Genomic DNA, 12782 nt, shown 5'->3' with positions numbered 1-12782 from the left:
TCAGACGGCGGCGGCGAACTCGGGGATGCGCGGCACGACGTCGGCGACCGCACGCGACAGTTCGTCGCGCTCCAGCGGGTCCTGCAGCCGTTCGCGATCGGCGCTCGTCAGCGACTCGTCGTCGCCGCCGAGCAGGGCCAGCGGCACCAGCGCCGGGCCGTAGGCCGGGTCGTCGAACAGCGGTTCCCAGGCCGCGGCGTCCAGGCCGACAGCGGCCAGGAAGCCGATGCACCAGTCTTCGGCGTCGATGATCTCGCCGTCTTCGGTCTCGGCGACGCTGAACACCGGCTGCCAGTCGTCAGGGCGCGTCTTCAGCACGCTCTCGATGGCGTGCAGATGGCGCAGCACGAGGAAGACGACGCGCTTGCGCCGCTTGCCGCTGGCAAACGGTGCGGGCCCGTCGCCGTCGCCGCCCCAGATCACCGGCATCCACTCGCGGGTGTGCAGCCGTGCGAGGCTGCCGGGGCTGACGGCCAGAGCCGTCAGGTAACCGTCGAGCGCCTCGACGTTCATCGCCTCGTCGGCGGGGAGTTCCTGCAGCAGCGCGTCCAGCTCGTCGAGCTCCTCGTCGGCGAGCGGCGTGGTCTGCAGGGAAGGGTCGTATTCGGGATAGTCCACACTAGGGATTGTCCTATGACGCGGGCGGTTTTTGGCGTTGTTGATCAAGCCGGTCGCCGCCGGACGGTGCACGCGTCGTTCCCGCCCGACGCCCGCGTGCCGGCAAACGGACGTCGGCACGGCAAAACGCGGGCTTCGGCAGCACAATCGCCCGCTTTGCCCGACCCCTGATCCGGAGTGCCCGTGCCGAGCGACATCGACATCGCCCAGAACGCCCGCCTGCAACGCATCACCGACCTGGCCCGCGACCGCCTGGGCATCGCCGACGAGCACCTCGTGCCTTACGGCCACTACAAGGCCAAGCTCTCGCTGGACTACCTGCGCAGCCTGGAGTCGCGTCCCGACGGCAAGCTGGTGCTGGTGACGGCGATCACGCCGACGCCGGCCGGCGAGGGCAAGACGACGACCACCGTCGGCCTCGGCGACGCGCTCAACCGCATCGGCCGCAAGACCATCGTCGCGCTGCGCGAGCCCTCGCTGGGTCCGGTCTTCGGCATGAAGGGCGGGGCCGCCGGCGGCGGCCACGCGCAGGTGGTGCCGATGGAGGACATCAACCTGCACTTCACCGGCGACTTCGCCGCCATCGCGCTGGCCAACAACCTGCTGGCCGCGGCGATCGACAACCACGTGCACCACGGCAATGCGCTGGACATCGACGTGCGCCGCATCGGCTTCAAGCGCGTGATGGACATGAACGACCGCGCGCTGCGCCACATCACCGCCGGCCTCGGCGGCCCGGGCAACGGCGTGCCCCGCGAGGACGGCTTCGACATCGTCGTCGCCAGCGAGGTGATGGCCATCTTCTGCCTGGCCACGTCGCTGGCTGACCTGAAGCAGCGCCTGGGCAACATCGTCGTCGCCGAGACGCGCTCGCGGCTGCCGGTGCGCGCCCGCGATCTGAAGGTGCACGGCGCGATGGCGGTGCTGCTGAAGGACGCCTTCGCGCCCAACCTCGTGCAGACGCTGGAGCACACGCCGGCCATCCTGCACGGCGGCCCGTTCGCCAACATCGCCCACGGCTGCAACTCGGTGCTGGCGACGAAGACGGCGCTGAAGCTCGCCGACGTCGTCGTCACGGAAGCCGGTTTTGGCGCCGACCTGGGCGCCGAGAAGTTCCTCGACATCAAGTGCCGCAAGTCGGGGCTGCGGCCCGACGCGGCGGTCATCGTCGCCACCGTGCGCGCGCTGAAGCACCACGGCGGCGCGGCGCTGGCCGAGCTGGGCCGCGAGGACCTCGGTGCGCTCGAGCGCGGCCTGGACAACCTGCGCCGCCACGTCGACAACGTGCGCGGCGTCTACGGCCTGCCCTGCGTCGTCGCCGTCAACCACTTCAGCGCCGACACCGACGCCGAGCACGCGCTGCTGCGCGAGCGTGTGCGGAGCTGGGGCGTGCCGATCGCGATGGCGCGCCACTGGGCCGAAGGCGGTGCCGGCGCCGAGGACCTGGCGCGCGAGGTCGTGCGCCTGTTCGAGCAGCCGAGCACGCCGCGTTTCGTCTACGACGACGACGACACGCTGTGGGAGAAGCTGCGCAAGGTCGCGACACGCGTCTACGGCGCCGCCGGCGTCGAGGCGCCGGCGGCGGTGCGCGCGCGCATCGAGCACCTGCAGGCCGAGGGTTACGGCCGCTGGCCGATCTGCATCGCCAAGACGCAGTACAGCTTCTCGACCGACGCCAAGCGCCGCGGCGCGCCCGAGGGCCACGTGCTCGACGTGCGCGAGGTGCGCCTGGCCGCCGGCGCCGAGTTCATCGTCATGGTCTGCGGCGACGTGATGACCATGCCCGGGCTGCCCAAGACACCCGCGGCCGAGGTGATCGACCTCACGGAGGACGGGCGCGTCGTCGGTTTATTCTGACCGTCGCTGCGCCATGTCCAACGCCGAACGCCTCTACAAGATCGAGCGCCTGATCCGCCAGCGCGGGCACGTCGCCTTCCAGACGCTGCTCGACGAGCTGGAGGTCTCGCGCGCCACGCTCAAGCGCGACCTGGAGTACCTGCGCAGCCGCCTGGGCGCGCCCATCGTCTACGACCGCGAGCTCAACGGCTACCGGCTCGACGAAGGCGCGCGCGGCACGCGCCACGAGCTGCCCGGCCTGTGGTTCGACGAGCGCGAGCTGTACTCGCTGCTCGCCGCGCACCAGCTGCTGGCCAGCCTGGACGACGACGGCACGCTGGCGCGCCATCTGCAGCCGCTGCTCGAACGCGTGCGCGAGATGATCGGCGGCGCCGAGGACAAGACGCTGATGCAGCGCGTGAGGATCGTCGCCGCGGCGCGCCGTGCGGTGCCGGCGCGCCATTTCGAACGTGTCGCCGAGGCGCTGCTGGAACGCCGCCGGCTGCACCTGCGTTACCTGACCCGCACGCGTGGCGAGCTCGGCGAACGCGAGGTCTCGCCGCAGCGCCTGGTGCACTACCGCAACACCTGGTATCTGGACGCCTGGTGCCACCGCGCCGACGGGCTGCGCCGTTTTGCGCTCGACGCGATGGAGCAGGCCGCGGTGCTGGAGCGCCCGGCGCTCGAGCTGCCGCTTGCGCGTGTGCAGGCCGAGATGGACGCCGGCTACGGCATCTACGCCGGCGGCACGCGGCGCTGGGCGACGGTGGCCTTCGCCGCGTCCGCGGCGGCCTGGGTGAGCCGCGAGGCCTGGCACCCCGAACAGCAGGGGCGCTGGCTGGACGACGGCCGCTACGAGCTGCAGCTGCCCTACACCGACGACACCGAGCTGGTGATGGACCTGATGCGCCACGGCGCCGACGCCGAGGTGCTGTCGCCGCCCGAACTGCGCGCCAAGGTCGCCGCGCGGCTGCGTGCCGCGGCCGCGGTCTACGCCGGCGACGCCCCGTCTTCCTCCAGCACCGCCGCGGGCGGCTCGACGACATGAAGGTCTGCATCCTCGGCGCCGGCGCGATCGGCGGCTTCATCGGCACCCGGCTCGCGGCGCGTGGCCAGGCGCAGATCGCGGCCCTCGCGCGCGGCGCGACGCTGGACGCGCTGCGCCGTCACGGCTGGCGGCTGCAGCAGGGCGGCGAACTGATCCAGGCGCCGTGCGCGGCGGCGTCGGCCGACGCCGCCGAACTCGGTGTCCAGGACCTCGTCGTCATCGCCGTCAAGGGCCCGGCGCTGACCCCGGTCGCGCGCGGCATCGCGCCGCTGATCGGCCCGCGCACCGTCGTGCTGCCGGCGATGAACGGCGTGCCGTGGTGGTTCGGCCACGGTGTCGCCGCGCTCGGTGAGGCACCGCTGGAGTCGGTCGACCCCGGCGGTGTCGTCGGCGCGGCGATCCCGCACGAGGCCGTGCTCGGCTGCGTCGTGCACGCCGCGGCCTTCACCGCCGAGCCCGGCCTCGTCGTGCACAGGATGGGTGCCGGGCTGATCGTCGGCGAGCCGGGCGGCGGCGCCAGTGCGCGTGTCGACACGGTGGCGGCGCTGCTGCGCGACGCCGGCTTCGACGTCACCGCCTCGGCCGACGTGCGCCGCGAGGTCTGGTACAAGCTCTGGGGCAACCTGACGATGAACCCGGTCAGCGCCATCACCGGCGCCACCGCCGACCGTGTGCTCGCCGATCCGCTGGTGCGCGCGTTCTGCTCGCAGGCGATGCAGGAAGCCGCGGCGATCGGCGCGCTCGTCGGCTGCCCGATCGAGCAGACGCCGGAAGACCGGCATGCGATCACCGCCAGGCTCGGCGCCTTCAAGACCTCGATGCTGCAGGACGTCGAAGCCGGCCGGCCGATCGAGCTCGACGCCATCGTCGGCGCGGTGCGTGAACTCGGCCAGCGCCTGGGCCGGCCGACGCCGGCGATCGACGCGCTGTTCGGGCTGACGCGGCTGTTCGCGCGCCAGCGCGGGCTGTACACATGAAAACGCCGGCTCGAGGCCGGCGTTCTGGTGGCTGAGGCGACTCGGGAGGCGCCGCCCGGGCTCAGCGGCGGGCCTGGGCCGCCTCGGCGGCGGCGCGTGCGCTGTCTTCGCGCATGTGCTTCAGGAAATAACGCAAGTAGAACGCGCCCATTCCCAGCGTCACGACGATCACGGCCAGACTCATCAGGCCGACGTCGGTGGAAAAGAGGACGGTCATCGCATTCATGTCAGGGGCTCCTCGGCGGGCTTGATCTGTATTGATCGATGACATTGGGCGCCCGACACAAGGCAAGAAACTTGTCATAACTCAAAGAACGAGCCCAGCTCTCGGACTCGTTCCAGATCCCGCCGCGGCACCCGGCTGGGCCACAATGGCACGATGGACCAGACCCTGCCGGACCCGCGGCGCCGCGAGGCGCTGACCGCTTCCGCCGCCGTCGCGGCACTGCTGCTGGCGCAGGGGCTGTGGCCCCGCCCGGCGGCTGCCGCGTCGCTGTCTCAGGCCTTCGAGGCCCGTTCGCTGGCCGAGCTGAACGCCGCGCTCGGCTGGCCGGCGCCGGTGCCGAGCCCGGCGGTCACGCTTGCCGGCCCGGACATCGCCGAGAACGGCGCCGCCGTCGAGCTGACGCTGGCCACGACGCTGCCCGGCGCACGCCGCCTGCTGCTGCTGGTCGAGAAGAACCCGGCGGTGCTGTCGGCGCTGTTCGAGCTCGGCGAGGCCGTGGTCCCGGAGTTCGTCATCCGCGTCAAGATGGCGCAGTCGTCCAACGTCTGGGCGGTGGCCACCACCGCCGACGGCCGCGTGTTCTACGCGCGCCGGGACATCCGCGTGACGCTCGGCGGCTGCGCCGCCTGAAGGGCAGGACATGGCCAGCGCCCCCATCCTTCTTCGCGCCCAGCTGCAGGGCGAGCGCACCGTCGTGCGCGTGCTGATGGCCCACGAGATGGAGTCCGGCCAGCGCAAGGACGGCGACGGCCGGCCGATCCCGGCCTGGCACATCCAGGACGTCGCCGTGACGCTGGAAGGCCGCCCGGTGCTGACGCTTAGTTTCGGCCCGTCGGTGTCGAAGAACCCCTTCCTGCGTTTCGCGCTCCGGGGCGGCAAGGCCGGCGACCGGGTCGGCGTCTCCTGGGTCGACACACGCGGCGAGCGCCGCAGCGCCGAGGCCGTGATCGCCTGATACGGCGTGGGAGCTTGCTGCGGGTTTCCCCGTAGTTCGCTGGCATAATCGACTACTTCTAGCCCGGCTGGTGGTGAATCCGCAGCCGGGCAGGCCAAAAGCCCGAATGGCATCGGGAGAGCCCGCGCGTCCACCCTTTTCGCGCGGCGCCGAAGGAGCAACCACCCCGGAAACTCTCAGGCACCACGGACCGATGCCCTGGATGAACTCTGAAGAAGCGCCGGCTGCGTGACGTCCGCCGGTGCGCCGAAGGAGCAAACGGCGCCGGGCGGCCGCTGTGAATCTCTCAGGTGTCAGGACAGAGGGGGTGACGCTGCGCAAGGGGCGCGGCGCCGGCATGCCTACGACGTCCTGCTGAGAGACCCGAACATGACTGCCTTCCATCCGCGCCTTTCCCTGCTTGCCCTGGCCTGCGTGGCCGTTTCCGCGTCGGCCGCCGAGCCGATCGTCGTCAAGATCGGCCACGTCGCCGCGCTCAGCGGCCCCGCCGCCCACCTCGGCCGCGACAACGAGAACGGCGTGCGCATGGCGATCCAGGAGCTGAGCGCCAAGGGCGTGCAGATCGGCGGCCGCCCGGTGAAGTTCGAGCTGCTCGCCGAAGACGACGGCGGCGACCCGAAGCAGGGCACCGCGGCGGCGCAGAAGCTCGTCGACAGCAAGGTCAACGGCGTCGTCGGCCACCTGAACTCCGGCACCGCGATCCCGGCCGCACGCATCTACAGCGAAGCCGGCATCCCGCAGATCGCGCCGTCGGTGACCAACCCGCGCTACACCCGCCAGGGCTTCAAGACCACCTTCCGCATGGTCGCCGACGACGCCCAGCTCGGCGGCACGCTGGGCCGCTACGCGGTGCAGACGCTGAAGGCCAAGACCGTCGCCGTCATCGACGACCGCACCGCCTACGGCCAGGGCGTGGCCACCGAGTTCGAGAAGGCCGCCAAGGCCGCCGGCGCGAACATCGTCAAGCGCGAGTTCACCAACGACAAGGCGACCGACTTCACCGGCATCCTCACCGGCATCAAGGCCGCCAAGCCCGACGTCATCTTCTACGGCGGCATGGACGCCGTCGGTGGCCCGATGCTGCGCCAGATGAAGCAGCTCGGCATCACGTCGAAGTTCATGGGCGGCGACGGCGTCTGCACCGCCGAGCTGCCGAAGCTGGCTTCGGGCCAGGTGCCCGACGGCCAGGTGGTCTGCGCGATCGCCGGCGGTGTCGAAGGCGCGCAGAAGCCGGTGATGGACAAGTTCAAGGCCGACTTCAAGAAGAAGTTCGGCACCGAAGTGCAGATCTACTCGCCCTACACCTACGACGCGACCAAGGTGATGGTCGAGGCGATGGTCAAGGCCGGCTCGGCCGACCCGGCGAAGTACCTGCCGGTGCTGGCCAAGATCAGCGTCCCGGGCGTCACCGGCACGATCGCCTTCGACGAGAAGGGCGACATCAAGAACGGCGCGCTGACGCTCTACACCTTCAAGGGCGGCCAGCGCGAAGAGATCGCCGTCGTTCGCTGACGGCGGCGGCGGGCGGCACCCCCGCGGGGGCCGCCCGCAAGTTCACAGCGCCAGCGCGTCGGCCCAGATGTTCTCGGCCCAGGCCTGCGCGTACAGCGCCTCGGCGGTGTTCCAGTCCTTGGACACGCCGACCGAGGCCGGCACCGCCTTGAAGGTCTTCTCGGCGGCGTCGTAAGGGTGCACCGAGGCGACGTGCACCGCGTGCGTCGCCGACAGGTAGCTGTAGCAGGTGTTCATCACCAGCGGCGCCGGGTTCACCGGCTCGCCGCGCAGCCGCTGGATCACCGCCGCCGCCGCCACCTTGGCGTGCTGGTTGGCCATGTGCCCGCTCTTGGGCATCAGCGGCGCCGAGAAGGTGGCGTCGCCGAGCACGTGCACGCCCGGCAGCGCCTGCGACTCCAGCGTCAGCCAGTCGACACCCACCCAGCGCCCGTTGACCGTCACCAGCCCCGCGTCCTGCGCCAGCCGGCCGGCGCGCTGCGGCGGGATGACGTTGAGCACGTCGGCCTTCACGTCCTCGAAGTCGAAACGCGCGAGCCGCCCCGAGACCTCGCGCAGCTCGGCGTTCGGCCGGTACTCGACGATGCCGGCGTAGTGCTCCTTGAACGCGCGCTCGAACAGCGCCTTCTTCGACTGGATCTCGGCATTGGCGTCGAGCACCAGCAGCTTGGCGCGCGGCCGCGCCTGCTTCAGCCAGCCGGCGATGACGGCGGCGCGTTCGTAAGGCCCTGGCGGGCAGCGGTAAGGGGCGCGCGGGATCGTCATCGCGACGACGCCGCCGTCGGGCAGGGCCTCGAGCTGGCGGCGCAGCGCGACGGTCTGCGGCCCGGCCTTCCAGGCGTGCGTCACGCTGCCGGCGTCGAGTGCCGGCTGCAGGCCGGGGATCGCGGCGGTGTCGAAGTCGATGCCGGGCGCGACGATCAGCCGGTCCCAGGGCAGGGTGCTGCCGTCGGCCAGGCGCAGCAGGCGGCGTTCGGGGTCGATCGCCACGGCCTCGCCGCGCACCCGCTTGACGCCGGCGGCGGCCAGGCCGTCGTAGCCGCGCGTGATGTCGTCCAGCGTGCGCCAGCCGCCGAGCACCAGGTTGGAGATCGGGCAGGAGACGAACGCCGCCTCGCGTTCGACCAGCGTGACGTCGACGCCGCCCCACAGCCGCAGGTAGCGTGCCGCGGTGGCGCCGCCGAAACCGCCGCCGACGACGACGACACGTCCGGGTGTCGGCTTGACGACGCGGTTGCCGGCGCAGCCGGCCAGCGCCAGCGTGCCGCCGGCCAGCCCCGCGCCCAGCAGGCGGCGGCGCGAGAGGGCGAAACGATCGGGTTGCTGCATCGTGTCGCTCCTAGCGGGCGTCGGCCGGCCGGGCCGGCTGCGCCGCGAACCAGTGCGCCGCCAGCCGCAGCTGCTCGTCGCTGTAGCCGCGCAGGATCTGCGCCATGATCGTCGACGGCTGCGCGCCGCTGCGGTAGTCGGCGATCGACTGCAGGATGCGCTCGGCCGGCTGGCCCGCCAGCGACTTGATCGCCGTGCGCGAGTGGCCGTCGGTGCCGTGGCAGTTGGCGCAGGTGGCGGCGACCGAGCGCGCGGCCAGCGCCTCGTCGGCCCGCAGGTCGGCGGCGGCCGGCAGCGCCAGGCTCGCGGCGCCCAGCGCGACCAGCATCGGTCGCATCGGCGATCTCATGTCGTTGTCCTCCGATCGTGGTGGGGTGGTGGGTTCAGCCGCAGCGTTCGATGCGCCGGCGCTGCAGCGCCAGGCCTGCGAAGCCGCCGAGGACCATAGCCGAGACGGCGATGGCGCTATGCGCGGAAAGCGTCGATAGACCTGCGATTCCTTGCCCGACGGTGCAGCCCAGCGCGGTGACGCCGCCGGTGCCCATCAGGACCGCGCCGACGAGATGGCCGGCCGTGTCCTCGGTGCCGGCGAAACCCTGCCAGCGAAAGCTGCGTGTGGCCAGCGCGACCGCGGCCGAGCCGGCGACGATGCCGGCGGCGCTGCAGATGCCTATCGTCAGCGTCTTGCGGCTGTCGCTGAAGAACAGCAGCCAGTCCAGGCCCCAGGCCAGCGGCGCGACCAGGCTCAGCGACTCCATGCGCCGCGAGTTCGTCGCCAGGAAGGCCGGCTCCAGCGTCTCGGGGTGTTCGGGCACGAAACCCAGCCGGCCCGACAGCCACCAGGCGGCGACCACCAGCACCCCGATCGCGGCGCCGCCGGCGACCTCGCGGCCGCGGCCTTCGGGCCGTGCCAGCACCCAGGCCAGCAGCGCCGCGGCCACCGCCGCGCCGAGCCAGGGGGCGAGCGTCTGCAGCGGCAGGCCGGTGGCGGCGGCCAGCGCACCGGCCGCGTCCTGGCCGGCCGGCAGCTCGAAGCCGACGCGGTCGACGCTGGCCACGCGCAGCACCGCGCTGACGCCCTTCATCGCCGCGAAGCCGCTGGCGCCGACGACGAGCACGACGACCAGCGACTTCAGGCTGCCGCCGCCCAGGCGCACCAGGTTGCGTGCCGCGCAGCCCGACGCCAGCACCATGCCCAGGCCGAACATCGCGCCACCGACGATCGCCGACAGCCAGCCCACGCGTGTGCCGCCGTACAGGCTGTCGGCCGCACGCACCCAGCCCAGGCCCACCATCAGGTGAAAGCCCAGCACCGCGACGGCGACGGCGGCGACCCAGGCCCGCAGCCGGGTGCGGTCGCCGAAGGCGAAGACGTCGGCCAGCGCACCCATCGTGCAGAAGTGGGTGCGCTGCGAGATGGCGCCGAAGGCCGCGCCGATGACGAAGGCGCCGGCCAGCAGCAGGCGCAGGTGGGCCTCGAGTTCTTCCGCGGTGGGCATGTCGGCATTGTCGCGGCGGCTGCCGGCCGTCCCGGCGCACGGCTCGTGCGCGATGCGCATGTGCTTCTGCGCCAGGCAAGGAAGACGGTCGAGGCGTTCGCTTGATTGTCATCAAGGAATCGCGCAACGTGCCCCGGCGCCGCCGAGGCCTTGCCTATCATGCGGCCCGTTGGTGCTCGTCCCCGGCGTCTGCCGGGACAGTTCAACGGGAATCAGGAAGGGGCGACACGGTGTCGCCGGTTCGCCCCCAACCTGAGCTGCCCCCGCAACGGTAAGCGGTCGGAGCCCTCGCAGGCTTCCGCTCGTGTCGAATCCACTGGGCCGAGCGCCTGGGAAGGGCACACGGGTCGCACCGCCAGCCCGGATACCGGCCAACGTGGGGGTGCGTGCGCCTGCGGCGCGGGCACCGTACAGCGGCGGCTGCGGGGAGGTGGTCGGCCGCGCCGACTCTGACTTTTTTCATGTCGACTTCCGTCCCGGGCTTGAACGCCCCGCTGCGCGCCTGCGCTCTCGCCACCCGTCTCGCCGTCGCCGCCGTCGCCGCCGCCGGCGCGCCGGCGGCCTTCGCCCAGGCCGGCGAAGACCCGATCGTCATCACCGCCAGCCGTCTCGAAGAGCGTCTGTCGCAGACGCTGGCCGACGTCTCGCTCGTCGACCGCGCGGCGATCGAGCGCAGCGGCGCGAGCAGCGTCGCCGACCTGCTCGCCCGCCTGCCCGGCATCGAGATCAGCCGCAACGGCGGCCCCGGCGGCAGCACCAGCGTCTACATCCGCGGCGGCGAGACGCGCCACACCGCGGTCTACGTCGACGGCGTGCGCGTCGACTCGCAGAGCACCGGCGGCGCCGCCTGGGAGCAGATCGCGCTGGACCGCATCGAACGCGTCGAGGTGCTGCGCGGTCCGGCGGCCGCGGTCTACGGCTCGGACGCCGTCGGCGGCGTGGTGCAGGTCTTCACCCGCCGCGGCCAGGGCGCGCTGCGCGCCAGCGGCGGCCTGGGCTGGGGCAGCCGCGGCAGCCGGCTCGCCGACGCCGGGCTCTCGGGCTCGGACGGGCGCCTGGACTACGCGCTGTCGGCCGGCTGGAGCGACAGCAACGGCTTCGATGCGCGCGACGGCCAGAATCCCGACACCGACGGCTGGCGCCGCGGTTCGCTGCAGGCCCGCGTGGGCTGGCAGCTCGCGCCCGAGCACCGTGTCGAGGCCTCGATGACCGACAGCCACCTGAACGCCCGCTACGACGGCAGCTCGACGCGCGACGACCGCTCGCATCACGAACTGCGCACCGCCGCGCTGTCCTGGCGCGGCCAGTGGAACGAGCAGGCGCTGAGCAGCGCCCGGCTGTCCGAGTCGCGCAGCCTCTACGAGACCGAGCCGAGCATCTACCAGACGCGCACGCGCTTGCGCGACCTGACGATGCAGCACGAGCAGCAGTTGCGGCCCGGCCAGCGGGTCTCGCTGACGCTGGAGCGGCGCGAGGACCGCCTGGACAACCTGGCCTCGGCCACGGCCGTGCGGCTGCAGGACGAACGTTCGCAGGACGGCGTCGCGCTGGGCTGGCGCGGCGAGTTCGGCGTGCATTCGCTGCAGGCCCACGCCCGCCACGACGACGACAGCGAGTTCGGCGGCAAGGGCACCGGCAGCCTGGCCTGGGGCTGGCGCTTCGCGCCGGCCTGGCGCCTGACGGCGTCGGCCGCGACCTCGTTCCGCGCGCCGACGCTGTACCAGCGCTTCAGCGACTACGGCGTCCCGAACCTGGTGCCCGAGAGCGGCCGCAACCTCGAGATCGGCCTGCGCCGCAGCGCCGGCGAGCACGAGATCGGCCTCGTCGCCTGGCGCAACAAGGTCGAGGACCTGATCGTCTTCGGCGCCGCCGGTGCCTGCGTGTCGGCCAGAGGCTGCTACGAGAACGTCGGCCAGGCGAGCTACGAGGGGCTGACGCTGTCCGGCCGCACGCGCGTCGGCGCCGTCGCGCTGCGCGCCTCGGCGGACTTCCACGACCCGAGGAACGAGGCCACCGACAAGCTGATCGCCCGCCGCGCGCGCCGCCTGGCGACGCTGGGCGCGGACACCGTGCTCGCCGGCTGGCGCCTCGGCGCCGAGGTCCAGGCCGCCGGCGAACGCTGGGACGACGCCGCCAACACCCGGCGCCTGGGCGGCTACGGCCTCGTCAACCTGAGCGCCGAGACCACGCTCGGCAAGGGCCTGACGCTGCAGGCGCGCCTCGACAACGCGGGCGACAAGGACTACGCGCTCGCGCGCAGCTACAACGTCGCCGGCCGCAGCGCGCTCGTCGTGCTGCGCTGGGCGGTCTGAGCGCGGGGACCGTGACGATGGCCGCCGTCGTGCTCGTCGCCGCCCCGGCCTCCGGCCAGGGCAAGACCACCGTCGCCTGCGCGCTGGCGCGGCTGCACGCGCGCCGCGGCGCGCGCGTGCGGGCCTTCAAGTGCGGCCCCGACTTCCTCGATCCCCAATGGCTGGCGCTGGCCAGCGGCGCCAGCGTCGACACGCTGGACCTGTGGATCAACGGCGAAGCCGACTGCGCGGCGCGTCTGGCACAGGCGGCGGCCGAGGCCGAGCTCGTCGTCGTCGAGGGCGTGATGGGCCTGCACGACGGCGAGCCCAGCGCGGCCGACCTGGCCCAGCGTTTCGGCCTGCCGGTGCTGGCGGTCATCGACGCGGCGAAGATGGCCGCCACCTTCGGCGCCCTCGTGCACGGGCTGCGCAGCTGGCGCGAGCTGCCCTGGGCCGGCGTGCTGGCCAACCGCGTCGGCGGCGCGCGCCAC

At 72.7% G+C, this 12782-nt stretch carries 13 protein-coding genes and 2 riboswitches; of the genes, 8 read left to right on the top strand and 5 right to left on the bottom strand.

Translation table 11 applies throughout. The features are described 5' to 3' along the window. Window positions 1-618, bottom strand: coding sequence for a UPF0149 family protein (locus RBXJA2T_RS03670; RefSeq protein ID WP_009855968.1), 618 nt, complete (start codon window positions 616-618; stop codon window positions 1-3). Window positions 619-801: 183 nt separating this feature from the next. Here RBXJA2T_RS03670 and RBXJA2T_RS03665 point away from each other — a divergent pair, with 183 nt between their 5' ends. Genes RBXJA2T_RS03665 through RBXJA2T_RS03655 form a run of 3 tightly spaced genes read left to right on the top strand, consistent with a single transcriptional unit; the run spans window position 802 to window position 4479 of the window. Further along, on the top strand, window positions 802-2475 hold the full coding sequence (locus RBXJA2T_RS03665; RefSeq protein WP_029718310.1) for a formate--tetrahydrofolate ligase: 1674 nt from the start codon (window positions 802-804) through the stop codon (window positions 2473-2475). Window positions 2476-2488: 13 nt separating this feature from the next. Continuing rightward, entirely contained in the window at window positions 2489-3502 is a 1014-nt protein-coding gene (locus RBXJA2T_RS03660) for a helix-turn-helix transcriptional regulator (protein WP_009855966.1), read from the top strand. Continuing rightward, window positions 3499-4479, top strand: a complete 981-nt coding sequence (locus RBXJA2T_RS03655; RefSeq protein ID WP_009855965.1) for a 2-dehydropantoate 2-reductase — start codon at window positions 3499-3501, stop codon at window positions 4477-4479. The genes RBXJA2T_RS03660 and RBXJA2T_RS03655 overlap by 4 nt, the downstream gene beginning before the upstream one ends. A 61-nt stretch (window positions 4480-4540) precedes the next feature. On the opposite strand, the gene RBXJA2T_RS19700 is transcribed toward RBXJA2T_RS03655, so the two are convergent. Continuing rightward, window positions 4541-4705, bottom strand: a complete 165-nt coding sequence (locus RBXJA2T_RS19700; RefSeq protein ID WP_009855964.1) for a DUF3149 domain-containing protein — start codon at window positions 4703-4705, stop codon at window positions 4541-4543. Window positions 4706-4858: 153 nt separating this feature from the next. Here RBXJA2T_RS19700 and soxY point away from each other — a divergent pair, with 153 nt between their 5' ends. The 3 genes from soxY to RBXJA2T_RS03640 all read left to right on the top strand — a co-directional run bounded on the left by soxY (window position 4859) and on the right by RBXJA2T_RS03640 (window position 7172). Then, a complete protein-coding gene (soxY, locus tag RBXJA2T_RS03650; RefSeq protein WP_009855963.1) occupies window positions 4859-5335 on the top strand; it encodes a thiosulfate oxidation carrier protein SoxY in 477 nt (158 codons plus the stop codon). 10 nt (window positions 5336-5345) lie between these two features. Then, entirely contained in the window at window positions 5346-5660 is a 315-nt protein-coding gene (gene soxZ, locus RBXJA2T_RS03645) for a thiosulfate oxidation carrier complex protein SoxZ (protein ID WP_009855962.1), read from the top strand. A 103-nt stretch (window positions 5661-5763) separates the two neighbouring features. Then, window positions 5764-5863: riboswitch (glycine riboswitch) on the top strand. A gap of 166 nt (window positions 5864-6029) precedes the next feature. Next, window positions 6030-7172 carry a branched-chain amino acid ABC transporter substrate-binding protein gene (locus RBXJA2T_RS03640; RefSeq protein WP_009855961.1) on the top strand — a complete coding sequence of 381 codons (1143 nt, stop codon included), beginning with the start codon at window positions 6030-6032 and terminating at the stop codon, window positions 7170-7172. 42 nt (window positions 7173-7214) lie between these two features. Here the strand turns inward: RBXJA2T_RS03640 and RBXJA2T_RS03635 are convergent, their stop codons facing one another. From RBXJA2T_RS03635 to RBXJA2T_RS03625, 3 genes are read right to left on the bottom strand one after another with little or no spacing between them, the layout of a single operon-like run. After that, entirely contained in the window at window positions 7215-8501 is a 1287-nt protein-coding gene (locus RBXJA2T_RS03635) for an NAD(P)/FAD-dependent oxidoreductase (protein WP_009855960.1), read from the bottom strand. Between the two features lie 10 nt (window positions 8502-8511). Continuing rightward, complete coding sequence (locus RBXJA2T_RS03630) at window positions 8512-8838, bottom strand: c-type cytochrome (RefSeq protein ID WP_029718311.1); 327 nt, start codon at window positions 8836-8838, stop codon at window positions 8512-8514. A gap of 46 nt (window positions 8839-8884) precedes the next feature. Further along, a complete protein-coding gene (locus RBXJA2T_RS03625) occupies window positions 8885-10000 on the bottom strand; it encodes a YeeE/YedE family protein (RefSeq protein WP_037289780.1) in 1116 nt (371 codons plus the stop codon). A 153-nt stretch (window positions 10001-10153) separates the two neighbouring features. Continuing rightward, a riboswitch (cobalamin riboswitch) is annotated at window positions 10154-10390 on the top strand. Window positions 10391-10461: 71 nt separating this feature from the next. Here RBXJA2T_RS03625 and RBXJA2T_RS03620 point away from each other — a divergent pair. Next, window positions 10462-12312: a TonB-dependent receptor domain-containing protein gene (locus RBXJA2T_RS03620; RefSeq protein WP_029718312.1), complete on the top strand. Its 1851-nt coding sequence runs from the start codon at window positions 10462-10464 to the stop codon at window positions 12310-12312. A 17-nt stretch (window positions 12313-12329) separates the two neighbouring features. Next, window positions 12330-12782: nucleotide-binding protein (locus RBXJA2T_RS03615; protein ID WP_009855956.1), on the top strand; the 453-nt coding region annotated here is incomplete at its 3' end.

Source organism: Rubrivivax benzoatilyticus JA2 = ATCC BAA-35, from assembly GCF_000190375.1.
Lineage (GTDB): Bacteria > Pseudomonadota > Gammaproteobacteria > Burkholderiales > Burkholderiaceae_C > Rubrivivax > Rubrivivax benzoatilyticus.
Note: the sequence above shows the minus strand (reverse complement) of the source record. Positions and strands in the feature narration are given on the sequence as shown.